This window comes from Streptomyces vulcanius (assembly GCF_042653945.1).
Classification (GTDB): Bacteria; Actinomycetota; Actinomycetes; order Streptomycetales; family Streptomycetaceae; genus Streptomyces; species Streptomyces mangrovi.
In genome coordinates, this window is the sequence record NZ_JBHSFK010000003.1 from 283,201 (window position 1) to 307,010 (window position 23,810).

Consider the following 23,810-nt stretch of genomic DNA (forward strand, 5'->3'; position numbering starts at 1 on the left):
CAGTCTAAAGTTAGCTTTGCCTTAGCTATCTGGGGGATCTCGTGGCCATCATCGACATCGAAGCGCCGCTGCACGAGGCGCACCGTGACAACCACACCCACCGCGATGTGAACGGCGGCTGGCTGCGCCCCGCCGTCTTCGGCGCGATGGACGGGCTCGTCTCCAACCTCGCCCTGATGACGGGTGTCGCGGGCGGGGCCGTGAGTCAGCACACCGTCGTACTGACCGGACTGGCCGGGCTCACCGCCGGCGCCTTCTCCATGGCCGCCGGCGAGTACACCTCCGTCGCCTCGCAGCGCGAGCTCATCGAGGCCGAGCTGGACGTCGAGCGGCGGGAGCTGCGCAGGCATCCGGAGGGGGAGGAGGCAGAGCTCGCCGCGCTGTACGAGGCGCGGGGGGTGGAGCCGGCGCTGGCCCGGCAGGTCGCCGGGCAGCTGTCGCGCGATCCTGAGCGGGCGCTGGAGATCCATGCCCGGGAGGAGCTGGGCATCGACCCTTCCGATCTGCCGTCGCCGCTGGTCGCCGCGGTGTCGAGCTTCGGCTCCTTCGCGCTCGGCGCGCTGCTGCCCGTACTGCCGTATCTGCTGGGCGCGAGCGCGCTGTGGCCGGCCGTGCTGCTGGCGTTGTTCGGGCTGTTCGCCTGTGGTGCCGTGGTGGCCCGGGTGACCGCGCGGACCTGGTGGTACAGCGGGCTGCGGCAGCTGGCACTGGGCGGTGCGGCGGCCGGTGTGACGTACGCCCTGGGCAGTCTGTTCGGGACGGCCGTAGGATAGTGCGACCGCTACTTATACGTTGGGTCGCATAAGTAGCCGTTACCGACTGGTTTCGGCGGCTTAACCAGTGGGCATGAGCCGTAAGCGCTGTGGGCAATGAGGCCTGCGGCGCACTCGCGGGGTGGGCGACGACGCTCCCTCCGCCTCGCGGACCGACGGACATCGATCTGTCCTGTTCGGCCCCCACATACTTCCAGCCATGCGCGCGGCACCCCCACCGTGCGCGCATGGCGTCCGCATGTTGGAACGGAATATCCGGTTCCCGAGAACCGCTCCATCATGTAACCTGCACGAAATTTTGCACTCACGCAGAGGGCCAACGTCGTCCCTTCGCACGCAGATATGCCACTAGAGACGACGACGGGAGAGCCGATGCGTACGCCGCGCCAGCCGTCCCAGCACTCCGCGAATGGCCGAAACTGGTCCTTCATGGATGCTCGCCCTGCTGCGCAGGGTATGTACGACCCCCGCAACGAGCACGACGCCTGTGGCGTCGGCTTCGTGGCCAACCTCACCGGCGAGGCGAGCCACACGCTGGTCGAGCAGGCGCTGACTGTTCTGCGCAACCTTGAGCACCGCGGCGCCACCGGAGCCGAGCCGGACTCCGGCGACGGCGCGGGCATCCTGACCCAGGTCCCCGACGCCTTCCTCCGCGAGGTCACCGGGTTCGAACTGCCCGAGGCCGGCTCCTACGCCGTGGGCATCGCCTTCCTCCCGGAGGACGGCATCGAGGACGTCGTCTCGCAGATCGGGACGATCGCCGACGACGAGGGCCTCACCGTCCTCGGCTGGCGCGAGGTCCCGGTCGCCCCCGAGCTGCTCGGCTCCACCGCCCGCTCCACCATGCCCGCCTTCCGGCAGATCTTCGTCAGCGACGGCGAGAGCGAGGGCATCGACCTCGACCGCAAGGCGTTCGTGCTGCGCAAGCGCGCCGAGCGCGAGGCCGGCGTGTACTTCCCGTCGCTGTCCGCGCGGACGATCGTCTACAAGGGCATGCTGACCACCGGCCAGCTCGAGCCCTTCTTCCCGGACCTGTCCGACCGCCGCTTCGCCTCGGCCGTGTCGCTCGTCCACTCCCGCTTCTCCACGAACACCTTCCCGTCGTGGCCGCTCGCCCACCCCTACCGCTTCGTCGCGCACAACGGTGAGATCAACACCGTCAAGGGCAACCGCAACTGGATGACCGCCCGTGAGTCGCAGCTGGTCTCGGACCTGTTCGGCGCGGACGAGAAGGCCATCGAGCGCGTCTTCCCGGTGTGTACGCCGGACGCCTCCGACTCGGCGTCCTTCGACGAGGTGCTCGAACTGCTCCACCTCGGCGGGCGTTCGCTGCCGCACTCCGTGCTGATGATGATCCCGGAGGCGTGGGAGAACCACGACTCCATGGACCCGGCCCGGCGCGCCTTCTACCAGTTCCACTCCACGATGATGGAGCCCTGGGACGGCCCGGCCTGTGTCACCTTCACCGACGGCATCCAGGTCGGCGCCGTGCTCGACCGCAACGGTCTGCGCCCCGGCCGCTACTGGGTCACCGACGACGGCCTCGTCGTCCTCGGCTCCGAGGTCGGCGTCCTCGACATCGACCCCGCCAAGGTCGTCCGCAAGGGCCGTCTCCAGCCCGGCCGGATGTTCCTCGTCGACACCGCCGAGCACCGCATCATCGAGGACGACGAGATCAAGGCGGAGCTCGCCGCCGCGGCCCCCTACGCCGAGTGGCTGGAGGCCGGCGAGATCGAGCTGGGCGACCTGCCCGAGCGCGAGCACATCGTGCACACCCACGCCTCGGTCACCCGCCGCCAGCAGACCTTCGGCTACACCGAGGAGGAGCTGCGGGTCATCCTCGCGCCGATGGCCAAGACCGGCGGCGAGCCGCTCGGTTCGATGGGCACCGACTCGCCGATCGCCGCGCTGTCCTCGCGTCCGCGTCTGCTGTTCGACTACTTCACCCAGCTGTTCGCGCAGGTCACCAACCCGCCGCTGGACGCGATCCGCGAGGAGCTGGTCACCTCCCTGCGCTCGTCCCTCGGCCCCGAGGGCAACATCCTCGAGCCGACGGCCGCCTCCTGTCGCACCGTCACGCTGCCCTTCCCGGTGATCGACAACGACGAGCTGGCCAAGCTCATCCACATCAACGCCGACGGCGACATGCCCGGCTTCAAGGCCGCGACCCTTTCCGGACTGTTCCGGGTGCACGGCGGCGGCGACGCGCTCGCCGCCCGCATCGACGAGATCTGCGCCGAGGCCGACGCCGCGATAGACAACGGCGCCCGTCTGATCGTCCTGTCGGACCGTCACTCCGACGCCGAGCACGCGCCGATCCCCTCGCTGCTGCTCACCGCGGCCGTCCACCACCACCTCATCCGCACCAAGCAGCGCACCCAGGTGGGCCTGCTGGTCGAGGCCGGCGACGTCCGCGAAGTGCACCACGTCGCCCTGCTGATCGGCTTCGGCGCCGCCGCGGTCAACCCGTACCTGGCGATGGAGTCCGTCGAGGACCTGGTCCGCGCCGGCACCTTCCTGTCGGACATAGAGCCCGAGCAGGCCATCCGCAACCTGATCTACGCGCTCGGCAAGGGCGTCCTGAAGGTCATGTCCAAGATGGGCATCTCCACCGTCGCCTCCTACCGCGGCGCCCAGGTCTTCGAGGCCGTCGGTCTCGACGACGCCTTCGTGGCCAAGTACTTCAGCGGCACGGCCACCAAGATCGGCGGCATCGGCATCGACGTCGTCGCCAAGGAGGTCGCCGCCCGCCACGCCAAGGCCTACCCGGCCTCCGGCATCGCGCCGGCCCACCGCGCCCTCGACATCGGCGGCGAGTACCAGTGGCGCCGCGAGGGCGAGCCGCACCTGTTCGACCCGGAGACGGTCTTCCGCCTCCAGCACTCCACGCGTGCCAACCGCTTCGACATCTTCAAGAAGTACACGGACCGCGTGAACGAGCAGTCCGAGCGGCTGATGACCCTCCGCGGGCTCTTCGGCTTCAAGACCGGTCCCGAGGGCCGTACGCCGATCTCCGTCGACGAGGTCGAGCCCGTCTCCGAGATCGTCAAGCGCTTCTCCACCGGCGCCATGTCGTACGGCTCCATCTCCAAGGAGGCGCACGAAACCCTCGCCATCGCCATGAACCAGCTGGGCGGCAAGTCCAACACCGGTGAGGGCGGCGAGGACGCCGACCGGCTCTACGACCCGGCGCGCCGGTCCGCCATCAAGCAGGTCGCCTCCGGCCGCTTCGGCGTGACCAGCGAGTACCTGGTCAACGCGGACGACATCCAGATCAAGATGGCCCAGGGCGCCAAGCCCGGCGAGGGCGGCCAGCTGCCCGGCCACAAGGTGTACCCGTGGGTCGCCAAGACCCGGCACTCCACCCCCGGTGTCGGTCTGATCTCCCCGCCGCCGCACCACGACATCTACTCCATCGAGGACCTCGCCCAGCTGATCCACGACCTGAAGAACGCGAACCCGCAGGCGCGGATCCACGTGAAGCTGGTCTCGGAGGTCGGCGTCGGCACGGTCGCCACGGGTGTGTCCAAGGCCCACGCGGACGTCGTCCTGATCTCCGGCCACGACGGCGGCACGGGCGCCTCGCCGCTGACGTCCCTCAAGCACGCCGGCGGCCCCTGGGAGCTCGGCCTCGCCGAGACCCAGCAGACCCTGCTGCTCAACGGTCTGCGCGACCGGATCGTCGTCCAGACGGACGGCCAGCTGAAGACCGGCCGCGACGTGGTCATCGCCGCGCTGCTCGGCGCCGAGGAGTTCGGTTTCGCGACCGCGCCGCTCGTCGTCTCCGGCTGCGTCATGATGCGCGTCTGCCACCTGGACACCTGCCCCGTCGGCATCGCCACCCAGAACCCGGTCCTGCGCGACCGGTTCGCCGGCAAGGCCGAGTACGTCGTGAACTTCTTCCGGTTCATCGCCGAAGAGGTCCGCGAGCTGCTGGCCGAGCTGGGCTTCCGGTCCATCGAGGAGGCCGTCGGTCACGCCGAGCTGCTCGACGTGGAGCGTGCCGTCGACCACTGGAAGGCCCAGGGCCTGGACCTGGCCCCGCTGTTCCACGTGCCCGACCTGCCCGAGGGCGCGGCCCTGCACCAGGTCGTCGCCCAGGACCACGGCCTGGAGAAGGCGCTCGACAACGAGCTGATCAAGCTCGCCGCCGACGCCCTCGCCGCCTCCGACGCCACCGAGGCCCAGCCGGTGCGCGCCCAGATCAAGGTCCGCAACATCAACCGCACGGTCGGCACCATGCTCGGCCACGAGGTGACGAAGAAGTTCGGTGGCGCGGGCCTGCCCGAGGACACCATCGACATCACCTTCACCGGCAGCGCCGGCCAGTCCTTCGGCGCCTTCCTCCCGCGCGGTGTCACGCTGCGCCTGGAGGGCGACGCCAACGACTACGTCGGCAAGGGCCTCTCCGGCGGCCGGGTGATCGTCCGTCCCGACCGGGGCGCCGACCACCTCGCCGAGTTCTCCACGATCGCGGGCAACACCATCGCCTACGGCGCGACCGGCGGCGAGCTGTTCCTGCGCGGCCGGACCGGTGAGCGGTTCTGCGTCCGCAACTCCGGTGCGCTGGTGGTCTCCGAGGGCGTGGGCGACCACGGCTGCGAGTACATGACCGGCGGTCACGCGGTGGTCCTCGGCACGACGGGCCGCAACTTCGCGGCCGGCATGTCCGGCGGCATCGCCTACGTGATCGACCTCGACCGCGACAACGTCAACGCCGGCAACCTGGACGCCGTGGAGGCGCTGGACGACGCGGACAAGCGGTGGCTGCACGACGTGGTGCGCCGCCACGCCGAGGAGACCGCCTCCACGGTCGCCGAGAAGCTCCTCGTGGACTGGGACGCGTCCGCGGAGCGCTTCAGCAAGATCATCCCCAGTACGTACAAGGCAGTGCTCGCCGCCAAGGACGCCGCCGAGCAGGCGGGACTCTCCGAGTCCGAGATCACCGAGAAGATGATGGAGGCGGCGATCAATGGCTGACCCGAAGGGCTTTCTGAACCACGGGCGCGAGGTCGCCAGGTCCCGTCCCGTCGACGTGCGGCTGAAGGACTGGAACGAGGTCTACGTCCCCGGCTCCCTGCTGCCGATCATCAGCAAGCAGGCCAGCCGGTGCATGGACTGCGGCATCCCGTTCTGCCACAACGGCTGTCCGCTGGGGAACCTCATCCCCGAGTGGAACGACTACGCCTACCGCGAGGACTGGACCGCCGCCTCCGAGCGGCTGCACGCGACGAACAACTTCCCGGAGTTCACCGGCCGGCTGTGCCCGGCGCCGTGCGAGTCGGCGTGTGTGCTCGGCATCAACCAGCCGGCCGTCACCATCAAGAACGTCGAGGTCTCGATCATCGACAAGGCGTGGGAGACCGGTGACGTCGCCCCGCAGGCCCCCGAGCGGCTCTCCGGCAAGACCGTCGCGGTCATCGGCTCGGGCCCGGCGGGCCTGGCCGCCGCCCAGCAGCTCACCCGGGCCGGCCACACCGTCGCCGTCTACGAGCGCGCGGACCGCATCGGAGGCCTCCTCCGGTACGGCATCCCCGAGTTCAAGATGGAGAAGCGGCACATCAACCGCCGTATCGAGCAGATGCGCGCGGAGGGCACCCGCTTCCGCACCGGCATCGAGATCGGCCACGACATCAGGGCGACCGACCTGAAGAAGCGGTACGACGCGATCGTCATCGCCGCCGGCGCCACGACCGCCCGTGACCTCCCCGTCCCCGGCCGGGAGCTCAAGGGCGTCTACCAGGCGATGGAGTACCTGCCCCTGGCGAACAAGGTCCAGGAGGGCGACTACGTCACCGCCCCGGTCTCGGCCGAGGGCAAGCACGTCGTCGTCATCGGCGGCGGCGACACCGGCGCGGACTGCGTGGGCACCGCCCACCGCCAGGGCGCCGCCTCCGTCACCCAGCTGGAGATCATGCCCCGCCCGGGCGACGAGCGGAACGCGGCCTCCCAGCCGTGGCCGACCTTCCCGATGCTCTACAAGGTCACGTCCGCGCACGAGGAGGGCGGCGAGCGGGTCTACTCCGTCTCCACCACCCACTTCGAGGGCGACGAGGACGGCAACGTCCAGTGGCTGCACCTCACCGAGGTCGAGTTCATCGAGGGCAGGCTGACCCCCAAGCCGGGCACCGAGCGCAAGATCCCCGCCCAGCTGGTCACCCTCGCCATGGGCTTCACCGGCACCGACCGCGAGAACGGCCTCGTGGACCAGTTCGGCCTGGACCTCGACGAGCGCGGCAACATCGCCCGCGACGCCGACTTCCAGACCAACATCCCGGGCGTCTTCGTCGCCGGTGACGCGGGCCGCGGCCAGTCGCTCATCGTGTGGGCGATCGCCGAGGGCCGCTCGGCCGCGCGTGGCTGCGACCGCTTCCTGACCGGCGCCAGCGACCTGCCGGCGCCGATCCGGCCGACGGACCGGTCCCTGATGGTCTGACGGCCCCACCGAGAACGTCCCGTACAAAGGCGTACGGGCGGGTCATCTGGGGGGACTTCCCCCAGAACCCCCCAGACGGCGCCTGCCTCACTGTCCCCGACCGGACGACCTGGCAGGCGCCGCCGTATGCCCTCACCCGTGCTCGTCCGGCCACACCCCGATGTGGTCCTCCTCCAGCTCGAGCAGCACCCGGTGCTCCATGCCCAGCGCCGTCGTGTACTCGGCCGGGAGCTGGAGCCGGCCGGCCCGGTCGAGCATCGCGTACTCCCGGGCCACCAGGGACTCCTCGCCCGCCTCGTCGACCTCCGTGCGGCGCAGTACCTCCGTCGAGGTGCGGCCGTCGCGGATCGCGACCGTACGGCGGACCTCACCGGCCACCGCCTGGTCGTGCGTGACGACGACGATCGTCGTGCCCAGCTCCTCGTTGACCCGGCGGAACGCCGCGAACACCTCCTGCCCGGTCGCCGAGTCCAGCTCGCCGGTCGGCTCGTCGGCGAGCAGCACCGAGGGCGCGTTGGCGAGGGCGACGGCGATCGCGACCCGCTGCTGCTGACCGCCGGACAACTGGGGCGGACGGCGGTCCCGGCAGTCGGCGACACCGAGCAGGGCCAGCAGCTCGTCCGCCCGCCCGGCCCGTTTCCTCCGCCGCCCGCCCGCCAACTGCATGGGCAGCGCCACATTCTGAGCAGCCGTCAGATACGGCAGCAGATTGCGGGCCGTCTGCTGCCAGACGAACCCGACCACCTCACGGCGGTACCGCAGCCGCGACCTCGCGTCCATCGTCAGCAGATCGCACCCCGCCACCCTGGCCGCACCGGCCGTCGGGACGTCCAGGCCCGCCAGGATGTTCATCAGCGTCGACTTGCCGCTGCCGGACGCTCCGACCAGTGCCATCAACTCGCCCTCCCGGACGAGGAGATCGAGCCCCTGGAGCGCCTGCACCTCCACGGCGTCGCCACCCCCCTGTTTGGCGAAGATCCGCACCAGCCGGTCGCAGGCGATCAGCGCGTCGTGCCCGTAGGCGGGCCGGTCGCGGTGTGCCGTCGCCCGCTGCTCCAGCTCCGCCAAGGACTCACTGGTACCGCTCAACGCATGTCTCCCGCCCTGAGATGGGTGATCGGTGTCCGGCGCCCCGCCCACCAGGCCTGTGCGACGGCCACCGCGCCCGCCAGCAGCACGGTCGCCAACGCCGGCACCAGCAGCGACCACCCGTCGGCCCGCAGCGCCGCGCCCTGCGCGGCGCCGGCGCCGGGCAGGGCCAGCCGGTCCAGGTCGATACCGGGGGCGAGCAGCAGGACCGTGGCCCAGCCGGCGGCCACACCCCCGCCGGCCGCGAGCAGCGCCTGCGGCAGCGCCTCCAGACCGAGCAGCCGACGGCCCTGGCGGGTGGTCAGGCCCAGGGTGCGCAGCCGGGCCAGCAGCGCGGCCCGTTCCGGTGCGGCCCGCAGCAGCGAGAGCACCAGCGCGAGTACGGCGTATCCGGCGCCCGCGGCCACGGTCCACCCGTAGATCCGCTCGGCGCCCGTCTGCAACGGCGCGTCGGACAGCGCCGCGCGCTCCTCGCCGCGCAGGGTCACATCGAGGCCCTTCGCGGCGCGGCGCAGCGCCTTCGTCTCCAGCCCGGTGCCGGTGGCCAGCAGCACGGTGGGCCCGCCGGGCAGCGCCGCCGCGTCGACCAGCAGGAAGTCCCCGTCGGGCACGGCGGGAGTGCGCGGTCGTACGGCGGTGATCCGCACCGTGACCGCCCCGTCCGGCGTCACGATCCGGCGCGGCTCCCGCCCCAGCCGCTCGGCGACCCCGGGCGAGGCGACCGCAGGCGAGGCGGCCGGGCCCCCGCCCTTCAGCACGTCGGCCGCGAAGGCCCCGAGTCCCGCCTCCCGGGCCAGCCCGGCATAGGAGTCCGGCTCGACCCCGACCACGGTGACCGTGTTCTCCTCGCCGCCGTAGGTGGCGCGCTCGACACGGACGCCCGTCACCTTCCGCACCCCCGGCACGTCCCGCACCGCCCGGGTCACCGCCGCCGGCAGCGGGGTCCCGTCGGCCGTGGCGACGCGGGCGTCCGCACCGGTCGCCAGCAGCGCGGCCCGGTCCCGGGCGTCCGCGACGCCCGCCAGCACCGACCCCCCGAACGCCGCCGTCGTCAGCGCCGTCAGCAGGGCCAGCAGCGGCAGCGCGGCGACCGCCGCCGGGGCACGGCCCGCGCGGGCCAGCGACAGGAACCCCACCACCCCGCGCAGCCGCGCCGCCGGCCTCGCCGCCCACCGCAGCGGCAGCGGATACAGCCGTACGAGGATCAGCGCGGCCACCAGCCCGACCAGCACCGGAGCCGCGCTCACCAGCAGATCGCCCGCGTCGGCCGTACCACGCCGGCGCAGCGCGGCCACCGAGCCGACGGCCAGCACCAGCAGGGTGAGTTCGGCGACCGTGCGGCGTCCGCCGGGCCGGGCGTGGGCGAGGTCGTCGCGTTCCCGGTGCGCCCGGGGCCGGCGGTGCGCCACGACTGCGCGCACCGGGAGCGTGCCGCAGGCGAGCAGGGCCACGGCGGCCGAACCCAGCAGGGAGGGCAGCAGCCGGGCCCGGTCCACGGCGAGCATCGCGAGCAGCAGACCGCAGCCGGCTGCGGGCAGCACCACCACCGCCGTCTCGGCGAGCAGCCGTCCGGCGATGCCGCGCAGGGAGCCGCCCCGGGCGCGCAGCAGGGCGAGTTCGGTGTCCCGGCGGGCGGCGGCCAGTCCACCGGCCATGACCAGGACGACGGCGGCGACCGCCGCGATCCCGAACGCGGCGACGGCGACGACCGGTGCGATGGCCGCGCGGGTCGTCGTATACGTGCCGAGGACCTTCTCCAGGCCGGTGGAGAGCTGTGCGGTGGGCCCGGCGACGTCGCGCATCCGCAGCAGATCGGGCCCGCCTTCGAGGGAGGCGACCCGCTCGACGAGCGTCGGCGCGTCCGGCGCGGTGAGCTGTCCGGTGGCGGGGGCGAACCGCCAGTACTTCTCCGGCTGCCCCTGGCTGCCGAGCAGCGCCGGGGCCGCGTCGGGCGCCAGCAGCAGGCCGGCCTCCCAGTAGAAGAGCGGCGGCTTGGCCGCGATGTAGGCGAGGTCGGGGGTGCGCAGGACCGGCTGCGCCGACCAGTAACTCCCCTGCGGACGCCGGGGTTCGAGGATCCCGGTGATCCGCACGGTCAGCGTCCCGGCCGGGAAGCCGGACAGGGTGAGCGTGGAACCGGCCCTCAGCTTCAGCGTCCGGGCCGTCTCCACGGTCACGGCGGCCTCGATCTCCCGCGCCCCCTGCGCCACCGGTGCCTCGACGACGGGCAGCCGCCCCTGCCGTACGGTCGCGTGGGCGGCGAGTCCCGACTGCGCGGCCAGGGTGAACCGGGGTGGCACACCGTCGGGCCGGGGCAGATAGGTGTCCTCCGCCGTCAGGCTCTTCCCGGTCCGCACCCCGTACGCCGACTCCGCGGGATCCGCCCGCAGCGGCGCGGGCAGCCGGGACAGCGCCGCGTCCTGGACGGCCGCCAGCGCCTTCGGCCGCAACGCCTCCTCCCGGGCGTCCTGCGTCATCTCGAGGCCCGGCTGCGGCGCGGTCATCTCCAGCACCGTGGAGTCCGGGGGAGCGGCGGCGATGGCCTCGCGCAGCGCCCGTGACTCGTACGACTCCACGGCCCGGGGCAGCAGGGCGGCCAGGAACGCCGTGAGCAGCACCAGCACCCCGAGGGCGACGGCGGCCGTCGGCGCGGTCCGCAGCCGGGTCCGCACCCAGGGCGCGCCGGGATCGTGCCGGGGCATCTCAGTCCTCCCCCTGGTGGCGGAGCGCGACCGCCGGTTCGGCGCGGCGCAGCGCCGACGCGGCGGTGATCAGCAGCAGCGGGACGGCGACGCCCGCGAGGAGCAGGGCCACCCGGGACAACGGGAGTTCGACCAGGACGGGCGGGACCGGCCGGGTGGCGTCGGAGGTCAGCACGATCAGCGGGACCACGGCCCGGGTCAGCACGGTCCCCAGGCCGAGCCCGGCCAGCAGCCCGGCCCCGACCAGCAGACTCTGCTCCGTCGCGACCAGCCGGGCCAGGTCCCGGCGCGGCGCGCCCAGGGCGCGCAGCACGGCGAACTCCGCGGACCGCTCCCGCCGCGCCCCGGCGGCGCTCACCGCGAAGCCCCCGGCGGCGAGCCCCACCGCGGCCACCGCGACCGCCGTCAGCGCCGCGCGCGGCCCGGCCCCGAGCGGGTCCCGTACCGACTCTGCCGCGAACTCGTCGCGTACCAGCACCTGGTCCGGCTCGACGTCCGGGCGCGCCCGCAGCGCGTCGGCGACCTCGGCGGCCTTTCCGGGGGCGGTGCTCACCCACCACTCGTTGGGGGTGAGCGGCGCGCTCGCCCGCTGGGCCAGAACGGAGTCGACGGCACGCAGGTCCACCAGCAGCGCTCCGCCGTCGCCGTCTCCCGTCGTCGGCAGCTCCTCGACCACCCGTACGATCCGCACCCGCAGCATCTCCCCGGACAGCGGCACGTCGATGCTGTCGCCGGTCTTCGCCCCCGCCGCCCGCAGGAAGTCCCTGGTGGCGACGGCGGACAGGCTCTTCGGAGCGACGGCGCCCTCGGTGTCGACGCGGACGGTGTACTGCGTCGGATAGTCGGCGGCCTCGGCGGGCGTGACGCCCGTGCCGTACTCGACGGACAGCGGCGCCGCCTGCGACGCGGCCGGCTCCAGGCTCGTACGCGCGGCGGTCTCGCCGTCCTTGGTCACGGTCCAGCCGCCCGCCCAGCGCAGCCCGGCCGGGGCCGGGACCGTGCGTGCGGCACCGTCGGCGCCGGTGGCCAGCAGCCGTTCGACGGTGAACCGGTGTGCCTTGGGACGGTCGACGGGGGCGGTGCCGTCGAGTTGCAGCCCGGTCAGCCGGAGCGGTCCGGCCGGTGCGGCGCGGCGGCCGGTCGCCGTCACGTCCAGGTCGAGGGCGACCCGGTGGACGCGGCCGTCCACCGGGATCCGTCCGGCGGCCAGCCGGTAGGCGATGCCGTACCGGTCCTCGACGACCACCGTGAGCCGCGGGGAGAGATCGGACCGCGCGTCACCGATCCGCACGTCGAGGGCGAGCCGCCGGGTGCCGTCGGGCAGCCGTACGGCACGGTCCGCGTCCGGAGCCGGCGGGGCGAGGGCGCTCAGCAGCTTCGCCGGGGGTTCGCCGGCGAGGTCGCGGCGCAGCAGCAGCCGTTCGTCGGCGTGCGCGGTGTCGAGGGCGAGCACGGTCGCCGTACGGCCGCCGGAGAGGTCCAGGGCGGAACGGTTTGCGGGTGCCGCGTCCCGGGCGCCGCGCAGGTCGGCGTAGCTGCCGGTCTCGCCGGGGCCGCCGGGGCGGTTGTCCAGCACCCGCACCGAGGCGCCCGCCCGGAAGTCGGCCTGGTCGTTCTGCGACCGGTCCCAGGACGCGCCGTGGCCGATCGCCAGCAGGCCGGTCGACACGGCGACCACCAGCAGCAGCACCGGCCCCGCCCCCCGCAGCGGACGCCGGCTGAACTGCCAGCCCGCCAGCGCCCCGGGCAGCCCCCGCCCGCGCGCGGACCACCGCTCCGCGAGCCACGCCGCCGGCGGCAGCAGCCGGAGCGTCAGCACCGTGCCCGCCAGCAGCGCCAGCGAGGGCGCCACGACCAGCAGCGGATCGATGCCCAGGCCCCCGGCCGCGTCGCGGCTGAGCCCGCCGGTCTGCCGGTCGAGCTGCCAGTACGCCACGCCCGCGATCAGCAGCAGCCCGATGTCGGCCCCGGCGCGCACCGGCGCGGCCGAGGTCGCGGCCCGCACCCGCCGCAGCCGTATCGGGCCGTTCGCCGTCGTGGTCAGCGCGGGCGCGACGACCGCCACCGCGCAGGTTGCCGCGACCCCGCCCGCGACCAGCCAGACCCGGCCCGGCGCGGTGGTGTCGAGCCGCAGCCCGGCCCGGTCGAGCGAGGACCAGTGGGCAAGCAGCCGGGTCAGCGGGCCGGCCAGCAGTGCGGCGCACACGGCGGCCGGCACGGCGAGCAGCAGCGCTTCCAGCGCGGCGAGGCCCGCGATCCGGCCGCGCGAGGCGCCCCTGGCCCGCAGCAGCCCGGTCTCGCCCGCCCGCTCGGCGTCCAGCAGCCGGGCCACCAGCAGCAGCGTGTACCCGGCGAGCAGCACCAGCTGCACGGAGACGATCAGCAGCGTGGACCGGGACACCAGCAGGGCCCGCGAGGTCCGGTCGAGGACGTCCGGCAGCTCGGTGCGTACGGTCGCGTCCTCCCCCAGCTGCTTGCGCAGGGCCTCGGCCGCCCTGGTGTTCGCCGCGCGGAGAGGGGCGATGCCGTCGGTGGTGAGCGTCCGGTAGTCGGCCGTCGCCACCCAGGTGGTGTCGTCGGCGGAGATCCGGGTCGAGGCGAGCACGGACGCGTCGGCGAGCAGCGGCCCGTACGTGGTGAAGACGACGGTGCGTACTCCGTGGCCGCCGAGGGCGTCCGCCTGCCAGTACGGGTCGGAGGTGTCGGCCGGCCGGTAGACCCCGGTCACCCGGACCGTCAGGGGCCGCTCGCTCAGCCGGTCGGTGAGTTCGACGCGCGCTCCGGCCCGCAGCCCCAGCCGGTCGGCCGCCGCCTCCGGCAGGGCGACCGGCACCGGGGCCGTACGGGACGCCGGGGCCGGGCCGGGCAGGGTGCCCGAGACCAGCCGGATCCGGGACCGGTCCAGGGCGGCCAGGAAGGTGAGGTCCGGCTGTTCCCCCTGCGGGGAGCCGGGCAGCGCGTACGCCGTCGAGCGCTCCAGCGTCCGCACGGTCACCGGGAGCCCGTCGAACGCCTCGCGCGCCTCGCGGGCCACTTCCTCCCGTGGTCCGTCGGCCTCGACGACCAGCGCCGCGGAGGCCGCCGCCCGGCCGGTCAGCGTGGAGCGCAGGGCCGCGTCGCCGACGGAACCGGAGAACGCGGCGAGCGCGGCGAGCACGGAGGCGGTCAGCACCACCGCGAGCAGGGCGGCCACGAGCAGCAGCCGGTGCGCGCGCACGCGCAGCAGCAAGAAGCCCGTCACTCTTCCCCCCCTGCTTCCCCGAAGTCCCCTGTGCTTCCCCCGAAGTCCCCTGTGCGGCATGAATATCATGGAGTTACCGGGCAGGTACATGTGTGCGGGTACACACGTTCGGGGCTGGAGCCGTACGGCACTTGACGCTGCGGACCGTCAGCGGATGGGATGCAGCGATGACGGAGAACACCGCGATGCTGCGCGTCGAGGACCTGCACCACTCCTACGGCACCGGCGCCGCCGCGGTGCACGCGCTGCGCGGGGCCTCCTTCACCGTCCGGCGCGGTGAACTCGTCGCCCTCAAGGGCCGGTCGGGCTCAGGCAAGACGACGCTGCTGCAGCTCATCGGCGGGCTCGACACCCCGAGCGAGGGACGGATCGTCCTCGACGGCACCGAACTGTCGGCGCTCGGCGAGAGCGAGCTGCTGGAACTGCGCCGCGACCGGATCGGGTTCGTCTTCCAGTCCTTCGGGCTCATCCCCATCCTCACCGCGGCCGAGAACGTGGGCGTGCCGCTGCGGCTGCGCCGGGAGGAGCCGCGCGAGCGCGAGGAGCGGGTGGCCCTGCTGCTCGCCCTGGTGGGGCTCACCGGGCACGAGGCGCAGCGGCCCGCGGAACTGTCCGGCGGGCAGCAGCAGCGGGTCGCCATCGCCCGCGCCCTCGCCAACCGCCCGGCCCTGCTGCTCGCCGACGAGCCCACCGGCCAGCTCGACGCCGCCACCGGTCTCGCGGTGATGGAACTCCTGCGGGCGGTGGTCCGCGGCGAGGGACTCACCGCCCTGGTCGCCACCCACGACCCCCAGCTCCTCGGCCTGGCCGACCGGGTGCTGGAGCTGAGCGACGGGGACGTCACCGAAGGCTGATACCCCCGGCTGATACCCGGGGCCGATCAGTGCACCCGGTACGTCTCCCCGTACACCCGCCACTCCAGCGGGGTGCGCAGACCGAGGTTGCCCTCGCGCAGGAAGCGGCGCTGGGCGGTGTCGACGCGGCTGGTGTCGACGCCGGGGTGCATGGCGCGCATGGCGGCGCGGCGCGCGTCGAGGAAGGCGGCGAGGTAGGTCTTCTCGGCGCCGCCGTCGGCGGGGGTGCGGGCGTGTGCGCGGGCCCGGGCGCGGATGCCGTCGAAGCTGGTGGAACCGGTGCCCGGGCCGTGGTAGACCAGCGCGTCGTAGTAGACGAACTGGCCCAGCGCGCCCAGGCCGTCGCTCTCGGCGCTGCGGACCGCCGGGTCGAAGTAGACGCGGTCGCGCTCGGCGTCCTGCGCCGCGCGGAAGGCCGGCACCCGCGCCTCCGCCCGCCAGGCCGCCGGGAAACCGGGGTCCAGGCCCGCGTGCGAGTCGGTGCCGTCGACCCGGCGCAGGGCGGGCAGATAGCGGGCGAGGGCGTTGTGCGGGTGGGCGCGGGTGTACTTCTCGACGAGGGCGAGCAGGTCGTGGGTGCCGGTGCAGAAACCGATCAGGCCCGCCGTGTAGCCCTGGCCGTCGCCGATGTCCTCGACGTAGCCGTAGGCGCTGCGCCAGTCGAGGGTGCCGTTCTCGGCGCTCGCGACGAGCTTCTGGGCGAGTTCCTTCTTCGTGGGGGAGTCGAGGGCGAGGGACGCGCTCGTCGAACGGTTCTCGCCGTGGGCGGGGACGAGCAGGTAGGCCGTTGCCGCGAGGGCGGCTCCGGCCAGGGCGGCGGCACGCTTCATGACGTCCACCTTACGGCCGGAATGTCCCCTTCAGGGCGCTGTACGGGGGGAGTTGGGTGGGTGTGGGAGGGTAGGGCCATGGTCGCGATCAGTCTCAGCAAGGTCCAGGAGACGGCTCCCGCGCTGGTGAGCCTCTACAAGACCGCCGGGGTGTCCCTCACGAAGCACGGCCTGGACGGACAGCGGGCGGCCGTCTACCTGGTCGTCGACTACTCGGGGTCGATGAAGCCGTACTACCGGGACGGGACCGTGCAGGCGCTCGCCGACCGGGTGCTGGGCCTGTCGGCGCACCTCGACGACGACGGCCGGGTCCCCGTCGTGTTCTTCTCCACCGACGTCGACGCCGTCACGGACATCGAACTGGCCGGCCATCAGGGGCGGGTGGAGCGGATCGTGGCCGGGCTGGGGCACATGGGCAAGACCAGCTACCACCTGGCGATGGACGCCGTCATCGACCACTACCTCGACAGCGGCTCCCGGGAACCCGCGCTCGTCGTCTTCCAGACCGACGGCGGCCCGATCAACAAGCTCGCCGCCGAGCGGTACCTGTGCAAGGCGGCGCGACTGCCGCTGTTCTGGCAGTTCGTCGGCTTCGGCGACCGGGGCAGCAAGCAGTTCGACTTCCTGCGCAAGCTCGACGAACTGCCCGTGCCGGGCAGGCGGGTGGTCGACAACGCCGGTTACTTCCACGCCGGCACGGACCCGCGCAAGGTGTCCGACGCGGAGCTCTACGACCGCCTGGTCGGCGAGTTCCCGAAGTGGCTGGTGGCGGCCCGCGCGGCGGGGATCGTACCGGCCGCCTAGGCGCCTTGGGCGATGCCGCGGAGGATGTCGGCGAAGCGTTCTCCCATGCGCCGGTGGGTCGCCGCGTCCGGGTGGAGGCCGTCGGGGAGGGGGAGTTCGGCGGCGTCGGCCTCGCCGTAGAGGGTGCGGCCGTCGACGTGGTGGAGGTTCGGGTCGTCGGGCGTGCGCTCGGCCGCGATCCGTGCGAGTTCCTCGCGGACGACGCGCAGGGTGAGTTTCCCCTGCGCGACCTCGGCCGGGTCGCCCATCGGCTGGAACCACAGGCGGCCCTCGGCGACGGTCGTGAAGTCGAGGGCGGTCGGGCCCGGGGTGTCCTCGTGCATCGGGCACAGGATCGGTGAGACGAGCACCAGGGGTGCGGTGGGGTGGCCCTCGCGGATGGTGTCGAGGAAGCCGTGCACGGCCGGGGTGAAGGCGCGCAGCCGCATCAGGTCGAGGTTCACCAGGTTGATGCCGACCTTGACGCTGATCAGGTCGGCGGGGGTGTCCCGCAGCGCGCGGGCGGTGAACGGGTCGAGCAGCGCGCTGCCCGCCAGCCCCAGGTTGACCAGCTCCACCCCGGCGAGGGACGCGGCGACCGCCGGCCAGATGCCGGTGGGGCTCGCGGCGTCGGAGCCGTGGCTGATCGAACTGCCGTGGTGCAGCCATGTCCTGCGGTCGCCGGCCGGGGCGGGGGCCACCGGGGCGTCGGTGCGCAGGGCGACGAGTTCGGTGGTCTCGTTGTGCGGGAGCCAGATCTCCACGGTCTTCGGCCGGTCCGGCAGGCCGGTGAAGCGCACGGTGCCGACCGGTCCTGACCGGGTGGTGGTGGCGCCGGTGGACAGGTCGACGGTCAGGACGCGCCCGGCGTCCGGCACACTGCCCCGGCCGGCCGGGCGGCCGTCCACGAGCAGCTCGTACACGCCGTGCGGGCGGTCCGGGGCGCCCACATAGGACCGGCGGGTGGGCAGCACGTCCAGTTCCACGGCGGTGGCGCGGCTGCGGAACACCAGCCGTACGCCCGACGGCTGGGACTCGGCCATGGCGAGCTGCGGGTCGGAGCACTGGGCACGCGCGCGTGCGGGCAGCCGGTGCGGCAGCAGGCCGTGCTCGGTGCGCTCCAGGTCGAGGGCGCCGCGCAGGAGACCGGCGGTGACGGGTGTCGTCACCCATCCGGGGGCGCTCATACGGCGGGCCAGTTGCGCAGCAGGGCGTCGAGGGCGTCCAGGACCCGGGTCCAGGTCTCCTCGGAGTCGGGGGCGCTGTGGCTGAAGCCGCCGCCCAGCTCCAGGCTGACATAGCCGTGGAAGACGCTGCCGAGCAGGCGCACCGCGTGCGTGCGGTCCGGCTCCGTCAGGTCGTAGCCGCGCAGGATCGCCCGCGTCATCTGGGCGTGGCGGACGCCCGCGCTGGTGGCCGCCGTCTCCGGGTCGAGTCTGAGCTGGGCGGCGGCGTAGCGTCCGGGGTGCTCGTGGGCGTAGTCGCGGTAGACGTTCGCCAGTGCGGTCAGGGCGTCCTTGCCGGCCCGTCCGGCAAGCGCGTCGGCGGCCCGGTCGGCGAGCTCCTCCAGGGCGAGCAGGGCGATCCGGGTCCTGAGGTCCTGGGAGTTCCGCACGTGCGAGTACAGGCTCGCCACCTTGACGTCGAACCGTCTGGCCAGCGCCGAGACGGTCACCTCGTCGAAGCCGACCTCGTCGGCCAGCTCCGCGCCCGCTCTCGTCAGACGCTCCGGGGTCAGCCCCACGCGCACCATCGCCATCCTCCCGTTCGACTGTAGTAAGTGTGGAGTGATGATTATGCATTTGCCTAAAAGGTTTAGGCAAATTAGCCTCACCCTTATGAAGCCGCTGACCGAGCAAGAGATCCGCGCCGCCTTCGTGAACTGCACGAAAGGCGAGGCCAGGCGTCTGTCCGTGCCGCGCGACCTGGCCGAGCTGCCCTGGGACGACCTGGACTACCTCGGCTGGCGCGACCCCCAGGCCCCCGACCGGGCCTACCTCGTCGCGGAGCTGGACGACGCCGGCCCGACCGCGCTCGTCCTGCGGGCCAACGGCTCAGCGGCTGTCGGGCAGACGCGGCGCAGCATGTGCTCCGTGTGTCTGACCACCCACTCCGGCGGTGTCTCGCTGATGGTCGCGCCGAAGGCGGGCCGCGCCGGACAGCAGGGCAACTCGGTGGGCGCCTACCTCTGCAGCGACCTCGCCTGCTCGCTCTACCTGCGCGGCAAGCGCGACGCGGGCGTCGGCGCCCGGCTGCACGAGACGATCACGCTGGAGGAGAAGATCCGGCGGACCGTGACCAACCTCGCCGCCTTCGTCGCCAAGGTCACGAGCTGAGGTCAGGCGCGGGCCGCCAGGACCTCGGCCCGGCACTCCCGCGGCGTGCCCCACGCCGTGCGCAGGGCACGGGCCCTGGTCAGCCAGAGCGAGAGGTCGTACTCCGCCGTGTAGCCGATCGCGCCGTGCAGCTGGAGCGCCGCACGGGCCGTCGCGTACGCCGCCTCGCAGGCGCTCACCTTCGCCGCCGCCACGTCCGCGGGCGCCATCGTCACGGCGGCGCCCAGCACCAGCGGCCGGGCGAACTCCAGCGCGATCCGCGCGTCGGCCAGCCGGTGCTTGACGGCCTGGAACGAGCCGACGGGCACCCCGAACTGCGTGCGCTGCCCGACGTACGCCACCGTCCGCTCCAGCAGCGCAAGGCCGACCCCGAGGGCCTGCGCGGCGGTGGCCAGCCGCGCCCAGAGCAGCGCCTCCCGCACGGGCGGCCGCGCGGCGAGCAGTTCCCCGCCCGGCCGCAGCCGCGCCAGCCGCCGCGCCGGGTCCAGGGAGAGGCGTACGGCGTCGTGGCCGGGGGCGAGGCGCAGACCGTCGGGGGCCAGCGACAGCCGTACGTCCGCCAGGTCGCCGTCCAGCGCGTACGACCCCTCGTACGCCACCGTCGCCACCGACTCGCCCGCGGCCAGCGCGGGCAACAGCCGCTTCGCCGGGCCCGGTTCACGGACCAGGACCGCCGCGGCCACCGTCTCCACCAGCGGCCCCGGTACCGCGTGCCGCCCCAGCTCGACGAAGGCCACGGCGAGTTCCACCGGACGCGGCCCGAGCCCCTCGTACGCCTCCGGCACCGCCAGCGCGAACACCCCCGCGTCGGCCAGCCGGGACCACAGCGCGCGCCCGCCCGCGTGCTCGCCCCGGCTCCACTCCCGTATCAGCCGCGGGGTGCCGGCGGCGGTCAGCAGGGCGTCCAGGGAGTCGGCGAACGCCCGTTGCTCGGTGTCCAGGAGGAAGCGCATCAGCGGCGTCCCTTCGGCAGGCCGAGCAGCCGCTCGGCGACGATGTCGCGCTGGATCTCGTTCGTCCCCGCGTAGATCGGCCCCGCCAGCGAGAACACGTACCGCTCCGCCCACTCGGTGTCCGACAGCTCGCCCTCCTCGCCGAGGAGGTCCAGCGCCGTCTCGTGCAGCGCGATGTCGAACTCGGACCAGAAGACCTTGTTCAGGCTCGCCTCCGGGCCGAGCGGCTCGCCCGCCAGGAAGCGGGACGCCGCCGCGTGCGTGAACAGCTGGTGGGCGCGGGCGCCGACGAGGGCGTCGGCCACCCGGTCCGCCGCCCAGGCGGGGCTGCCCTGCGCCTGCCAGAGGGCGTGCAGACGGTCGGCGGCGGCGAGGAAGCGGCCGGGGGAGCGCAGGGTCAGGCCGCGTTCGTTGGCCGCCGTGGACATCGCGATCCGCCAGCCCGCGCCGGGCTCCCCGATCACGTCCTCGTCCGGCACGAACACCTCGTCCAGGAACAGCTCCGCGAACGCCGGCTTGCCGTCCAGGCGGCCGATCGGACGGACCGTGACGCCCGGGGCGCGCAGGTCGAACATGACGTAGGTCAGCCCCTGGTGCGGCTTCGGCGCGGCCGGGTCGCTGCGGAAGAGACCGAAGGCGCGGTCGGCGAAGGCCGCGCGTGAGGACCAGGTCTTCTGACCGCTCAGGAGCCAGCCGCCGGCCGTGCGCACCGCCCGCGACCTGAGCGACGCCAGGTCCGAACCCGCCTCCGGCTCCGACCAGGCCTGCGCCCACACCACCTCGCCCGCGGCCATCGGGGGCAGGACCCGCGCCCGCTGCTCCTGCGTGCCGTGGTCGAGGAGGGTGGGGGCGAGGAGGCTGATCCCGTTCTGGTTGACGCGGCCGGGGGCGCCCGCCGCCCAGTACTCCTCCTCGAAGAGCAGCCAGCGGACCAGCCCCGAGTCCCGGCCGCCGTAGCGCGCGGGCCAGTTCACCACCGACCAGCCGTCCGCGGCCAGTTCGGCCTCCCACGCGCGGTGCGCGACGAAACCCTCCGCGGTCTCCAGGGACGGCAGGGGCACGCGCGGGACATGCGCGGCGAGCCAGGCGCGCGCCTCGGCGCGGAAGGCCTCCTCCGCCTGTGTGAAGGCGAGGTCCATCGCAGCCACCCTTCCCCGTCCGTCTCCTTCTTCCCTAACAAGTGTTTGGTAGGTTAGCGTGGCCCTATGACAGGCGTCGAGAGTCCGGCATACGAGCCCGGACACGGGCTGCTGAAGGGCCGCACCGCCGTCGTCACCGCGGCGGCCGGCGCGGGCATCGGCGGGGCGACCGCCCGCCGCTTCCTGGAGGAGGGGGCGCGCGTGCTCATCAGCGACGCGCACACCCGCCGGCTCAAGGAGTACGAGGCCGAACTGGCCCGCGAGTTCCCCGGCGCCGTGACCGCCCAGCCCTGCGACGTCACCGACGACACCCAGGTACGGGCCCTCTTCGACACCGCCGCGCGCGAACACGGCCGGCTGGACGTCGTCGTCAACAACGCGGGACTCGGCGGCACCGCCGACCTCGTGGACATGACCGACGAGCAGTGGACCCGCGTGCTCGACGTGACACTCAACGGCACCTTCCGCTGCACCCGCGCCGCCCTGAGCCACATGCGCGACACCGGCGGCGGGGTCATCGTCAACAACGCCTCCGTCGTCGGCTGGCGCGCCCAGGCCGGGCAGGCGCACTACGCCGCCGCGAAGGCGGGCGTGATGGCCCTGACCCGGTGCGCGGCGATCGAGGCCGCCGCCTACGGGGTGCGGGTCAACGCCGTCTCGCCGAGCCTCGCCATGCATCCGCACCTGGTGAAGGTCACCACCCCCGAACTGCTGGAGGAACTCACCGCCCGCGAGGCCTTCGGGCGGTACGCGGAGCCCTGGGAGGTGGCCAACGTGATCGTGTTCCTGGCGTCCGGCTACTCCTCGTACATGACCGGCGAGGCCGTCTCCGTCAGCAGCCAGCACGCCTAGGACCACAATGTGTTCGTGCCGACCAAGAAGAAGCCCCAGGTGACCGCCGTGCCCGCCCGCCGTGGCGAGCTCCTGAACACCGCTGCCGAGGTGTTCGCCGAGCAGGGCTACAACGCCACCACCGTGCGCAAGATCGCCGACCACGCGGGCATGCTCGCGGGCAGCCTCTACTACCACTTCGACTCCAAGGAATCGATGCTGGAGGAGATCCTGCGCACCTTCCTCGACGAGCTGTGGGACGGCTACGACACCGTCCTGGACGCCGGGAAGGGCCCCCGCGAGACCCTGGAAGCACTGGTCACCGAGTCGTTCCGGGAGATCGACCGGCACCGCGCCGCCGTCGCGATCTACCAGAAGGAGAGCAAGCAGCTGGTCGCGCAGGAACGGTTCGCGTTCCTCGCCGAGTCGCAGCGCAGGTTCGAGAAGGCGTGGCTGTCCACGCTGGAGCGCGGGGTCGAGGACCGGGTCTTCCGGGCCGACCTCGACGTCCGCCTCACCTACCGGTTCGTCCGCGACACCGTCTGGGTCGCCGCCTCCTGGTACCGGCCCGGCGGACAGCACAGCCCCGAGGAGATCGCCCGGCAGTACCTGTCGATGGTGCTGGACGGAATCGCCGTACGTACGTAACCCACTGGGGAGTTGTCATGGCCGAGGCCTACATCGTCGAAGCGGTCCGCACGCCCGTCGGGCGGCGCCGGGGAGGACTCGCCGGGGTGCATCCGGCGGACCTCGGCGCCCATGTGCTCAAGGAACTCGTCGCGCGCGTGGGCGTCGACCCGGCGGCCGTCGAGGACGTCGTCTTCGGCTGCCTGGACGCCGTCGGACCGCAGGCCGGCGACATCGCGCGGACCTGCTGGCTGGCCGCCGGGCTGCCCGAGGAGGTGCCGGGCGTGACCGTGGACCGCCAGTGCGGCTCCTCCCAGCAGGCCGTGCACTTCGCCGCGCAGGCCGTGCTGTCCGGCACCCAGGACCTCGTCGTCGCGGGCGGCGTGCAGAACATGTCGCAGATCCCCATCGCCTACGCCACCCGCCAGGCCGCCGAACCCCTCGGCTTCACCCAGGGCCCCTTCGCCGGCAGCGAGGGCTGGCGCGCCCGCTACGGCGACCGGCCCGTCAACCAGTTCGCCGGCGCCGAGATGATCGCCGCCAAGTGGGGCGTCACCAGGCAGGACCAGGAGGAGTTCGCGCTGCGCTCGCACCAGCGGGCCGTGCGCGCGATCGACGAGGGCCGGTTCGCGCGGGAGACCGTGGCCTACGGGGACGTGACCGCCGACGAGGGGCCGCGCCGGGACACCTCCCTGGAGAAGATGGCCGCGCTGAAGCCCGTCATCGACGGCGGGACCGTCACCGCCGCCTGCTCCTCGCAGGTCTCCGACGGCGCCGCCGCCATGCTCATCGCCTCCGAGCAGGCGGTGCGCGAGCACGGGCTGACGCCACGCGCACGCGTGCACCACCTCTCCGTGCGCGGCGAGGACCCCATCCGCATGCTGACCGCGCCGATCCCGGCCACCGCCCACGCCCTGAAGAAGACCGGCCTGACCATCGACGACATCGACCTCGTCGAGATCAACGAGGCCTTCGCGCCCGTCGTCCTCGCCTGGCTGAAGGAGACCGGCGCCGACCCGGACAAGGTCAACGCCAACGGCGGCGCGATCGCCCTCGGCCACCCCCTCGGCGCGACCGGCGTCAAGCTGATGACCACCCTGCTCCACGAACTGGAGCGCACGGGCGGCCGGTACGGGTTGCAGACCATGTGTGAAGGCGGCGGCCAGGCGAACGTGACGATCATCGAGCGGATCTGAGACCACCGGGTTTCGGGGCG

Annotated in this window: 17 protein-coding genes; 9 read left to right on the forward strand and 8 right to left on the reverse strand. The window is 73.4% G+C overall.

The window, feature by feature from the left end; all coding sequences use genetic code 11:
* The first annotated feature begins 41 nt into the window (after positions 1-41).
* From ACFPIH_RS06055 to ACFPIH_RS06065, 3 genes are all read left to right on the forward strand, one after another.
* The gene (locus ACFPIH_RS06055) at positions 42-773 is read left to right on the forward strand and encodes a VIT1/CCC1 transporter family protein (protein WP_381175251.1); all 732 of its coding nucleotides are present in this window, start codon (positions 42-44) and stop codon (positions 771-773) included.
* Positions 774-1,145: 372 nt separating this feature from the next.
* Positions 1,146-5,753, forward strand: coding sequence for a glutamate synthase large subunit (gene gltB, locus ACFPIH_RS06060; protein ID WP_381175249.1), 4,608 nt, complete (start codon positions 1,146-1,148; stop codon positions 5,751-5,753).
* A complete protein-coding gene (locus tag ACFPIH_RS06065) occupies positions 5,746-7,209 on the forward strand; it encodes a glutamate synthase subunit beta (protein WP_381175247.1) in 1,464 nt (487 codons plus the stop codon). The genes gltB and ACFPIH_RS06065 overlap by 8 nt, the downstream gene beginning before the upstream one ends.
* 132 nt (positions 7,210-7,341) lie before the next feature.
* On the opposite strand, the gene ACFPIH_RS06070 is transcribed toward ACFPIH_RS06065, so the two are convergent.
* Genes ACFPIH_RS06070 through ACFPIH_RS06080 form a run of 3 tightly spaced genes read right to left on the reverse strand, consistent with a single transcriptional unit; the run spans position 7,342 to position 14,241 of the window.
* Complete coding sequence (locus ACFPIH_RS06070; RefSeq protein WP_381175245.1) at positions 7,342-8,298, reverse strand: ABC transporter ATP-binding protein; 957 nt, start codon at positions 8,296-8,298, stop codon at positions 7,342-7,344.
* Entirely contained in the window at positions 8,295-11,000 is a 2,706-nt protein-coding gene (locus ACFPIH_RS06075; protein ID WP_381175243.1) for an ABC transporter permease, read from the reverse strand. The genes ACFPIH_RS06070 and ACFPIH_RS06075 overlap by 4 nt, the downstream gene beginning before the upstream one ends.
* Before the next feature lies 1 nt (position 11,001).
* Positions 11,002-14,241 (reverse strand): FtsX-like permease family protein, encoded by a 3,240-nt coding sequence (locus ACFPIH_RS06080; protein WP_381175241.1) that lies wholly within the window; start codon positions 14,239-14,241, stop codon positions 11,002-11,004.
* Positions 14,242-14,408: 167 nt separating this feature from the next.
* Between ACFPIH_RS06080 and ACFPIH_RS06085 the strand changes: the two genes are divergently transcribed.
* Positions 14,409-15,095 carry an ABC transporter ATP-binding protein gene (locus ACFPIH_RS06085; protein WP_381175238.1) on the forward strand — a complete coding sequence of 229 codons (687 nt, stop codon included), beginning with the start codon at positions 14,409-14,411 and terminating at the stop codon, positions 15,093-15,095.
* 26 nt (positions 15,096-15,121) lie between these two features.
* Here ACFPIH_RS06085 and ACFPIH_RS06090 read toward each other — a convergent pair whose 3' ends face one another.
* Positions 15,122-15,925, reverse strand: a complete 804-nt coding sequence (locus ACFPIH_RS06090) for a chitosanase (RefSeq protein WP_381175236.1) — start codon at positions 15,923-15,925, stop codon at positions 15,122-15,124.
* A 78-nt stretch (positions 15,926-16,003) separates the two neighbouring features.
* On the opposite strand from ACFPIH_RS06090, the gene ACFPIH_RS06095 reads away from it, so the two are divergent.
* Complete coding sequence (locus ACFPIH_RS06095) at positions 16,004-16,729, forward strand: vWA domain-containing protein (protein WP_381175234.1); 726 nt, start codon at positions 16,004-16,006, stop codon at positions 16,727-16,729.
* Here the strand turns inward: ACFPIH_RS06095 and ACFPIH_RS06100 are convergent.
* Together ACFPIH_RS06100 and ACFPIH_RS06105 are read right to left on the reverse strand one after the other, a co-directional pair.
* Positions 16,726-17,895, reverse strand: a complete 1,170-nt coding sequence (locus ACFPIH_RS06100; RefSeq protein WP_381175232.1) for a GDSL-type esterase/lipase family protein — start codon at positions 17,893-17,895, stop codon at positions 16,726-16,728. The genes ACFPIH_RS06095 and ACFPIH_RS06100 overlap by 4 nt on opposite strands.
* On the reverse strand, positions 17,892-18,461 hold the full coding sequence (locus tag ACFPIH_RS06105; protein WP_381175230.1) for a TetR/AcrR family transcriptional regulator: 570 nt from the start codon (positions 18,459-18,461) through the stop codon (positions 17,892-17,894). The genes ACFPIH_RS06100 and ACFPIH_RS06105 overlap by 4 nt, the downstream gene beginning before the upstream one ends.
* A gap of 85 nt (positions 18,462-18,546) precedes the next feature.
* On the opposite strand from ACFPIH_RS06105, the gene ACFPIH_RS06110 reads away from it, so the two are divergent.
* Entirely contained in the window at positions 18,547-19,044 is a 498-nt protein-coding gene (locus ACFPIH_RS06110; protein ID WP_381175228.1) for an FBP domain-containing protein, read from the forward strand.
* Positions 19,045-19,046: 2 nt separating this feature from the next.
* Here the strand turns inward: ACFPIH_RS06110 and ACFPIH_RS06115 are convergent, their stop codons facing one another.
* Positions 19,047-19,997, reverse strand: coding sequence for an acyl-CoA dehydrogenase family protein (locus ACFPIH_RS06115; RefSeq protein ID WP_381175226.1), 951 nt, complete (start codon positions 19,995-19,997; stop codon positions 19,047-19,049).
* Positions 19,997-21,136 carry an acyl-CoA dehydrogenase family protein gene (locus ACFPIH_RS06120; RefSeq protein ID WP_381175561.1) on the reverse strand — a complete coding sequence of 380 codons (1,140 nt, stop codon included), beginning with the start codon at positions 21,134-21,136 and terminating at the stop codon, positions 19,997-19,999. The genes ACFPIH_RS06115 and ACFPIH_RS06120 overlap by 1 nt, the downstream gene beginning before the upstream one ends.
* 66 nt (positions 21,137-21,202) lie before the next feature.
* Between ACFPIH_RS06120 and ACFPIH_RS06125 the strand changes: the two genes are divergently transcribed.
* Genes ACFPIH_RS06125 through ACFPIH_RS06135 form a run of 3 tightly spaced genes read left to right on the forward strand, consistent with a single transcriptional unit; the run spans position 21,203 to position 23,790 of the window.
* The gene (locus ACFPIH_RS06125; protein ID WP_381175224.1) at positions 21,203-21,988 is read left to right on the forward strand and encodes an SDR family oxidoreductase; all 786 of its coding nucleotides are present in this window, start codon (positions 21,203-21,205) and stop codon (positions 21,986-21,988) included.
* Between the two features lie 15 nt (positions 21,989-22,003).
* Entirely contained in the window at positions 22,004-22,615 is a 612-nt protein-coding gene (locus ACFPIH_RS06130) for a TetR/AcrR family transcriptional regulator (protein ID WP_381175222.1), read from the forward strand.
* A 17-nt stretch (positions 22,616-22,632) separates the two neighbouring features.
* Positions 22,633-23,790: an acetyl-CoA C-acetyltransferase gene (locus tag ACFPIH_RS06135; protein ID WP_381175220.1), complete on the forward strand. Its 1,158-nt coding sequence runs from the start codon at positions 22,633-22,635 to the stop codon at positions 23,788-23,790.
* The last annotated feature ends 20 nt before the right edge of the window (positions 23,791-23,810 follow it).

What these genes read in the sequence shown, in the direction of transcription:
- gltB (WP_381175249.1), top strand. Translation starts at nt 1,146, where the DNA reads ATGCGTACGCCGCGCCAGCCGTCCCAGCACTCCGCGAATGGCCGAAAC.
- ACFPIH_RS06065 (WP_381175247.1), top strand. Translation starts at nt 5,746, where the DNA reads ATGGCTGACCCGAAGGGCTTTCTGAACCACGGGCGCGAGGTCGCCAGG.
- ACFPIH_RS06075 (WP_381175243.1), bottom strand. Translation starts at nt 11,000, where the DNA reads ATGCCCCGGCACGATCCCGGCGCGCCCTGGGTGCGGACCCGGCTGCGG.
- ACFPIH_RS06085 (WP_381175238.1), top strand. Translation starts at nt 14,409, where the DNA reads ATGACGGAGAACACCGCGATGCTGCGCGTCGAGGACCTGCACCACTCC.
- ACFPIH_RS06090 (WP_381175236.1), bottom strand. Translation starts at nt 15,925, where the DNA reads ATGAAGCGTGCCGCCGCCCTGGCCGGAGCCGCCCTCGCGGCAACGGCC.
- ACFPIH_RS06095 (WP_381175234.1), top strand. Translation starts at nt 16,004, where the DNA reads ATGGTCGCGATCAGTCTCAGCAAGGTCCAGGAGACGGCTCCCGCGCTG.
- ACFPIH_RS06100 (WP_381175232.1), bottom strand. Translation starts at nt 17,895, where the DNA reads ATGAGCGCCCCCGGATGGGTGACGACACCCGTCACCGCCGGTCTCCTG.
- ACFPIH_RS06105 (WP_381175230.1), bottom strand. Translation starts at nt 18,461, where the DNA reads ATGGTGCGCGTGGGGCTGACCCCGGAGCGTCTGACGAGAGCGGGCGCG.
- ACFPIH_RS06110 (WP_381175228.1), top strand. Translation starts at nt 18,547, where the DNA reads ATGAAGCCGCTGACCGAGCAAGAGATCCGCGCCGCCTTCGTGAACTGC.
- ACFPIH_RS06115 (WP_381175226.1), bottom strand. Translation starts at nt 19,997, where the DNA reads ATGCGCTTCCTCCTGGACACCGAGCAACGGGCGTTCGCCGACTCCCTG.
- ACFPIH_RS06120 (WP_381175561.1), bottom strand. Translation starts at nt 21,136, where the DNA reads ATGGACCTCGCCTTCACACAGGCGGAGGAGGCCTTCCGCGCCGAGGCG.
- ACFPIH_RS06125 (WP_381175224.1), top strand. Translation starts at nt 21,203, where the DNA reads ATGACAGGCGTCGAGAGTCCGGCATACGAGCCCGGACACGGGCTGCTG.
- ACFPIH_RS06135 (WP_381175220.1), top strand. Translation starts at nt 22,633, where the DNA reads ATGGCCGAGGCCTACATCGTCGAAGCGGTCCGCACGCCCGTCGGGCGG.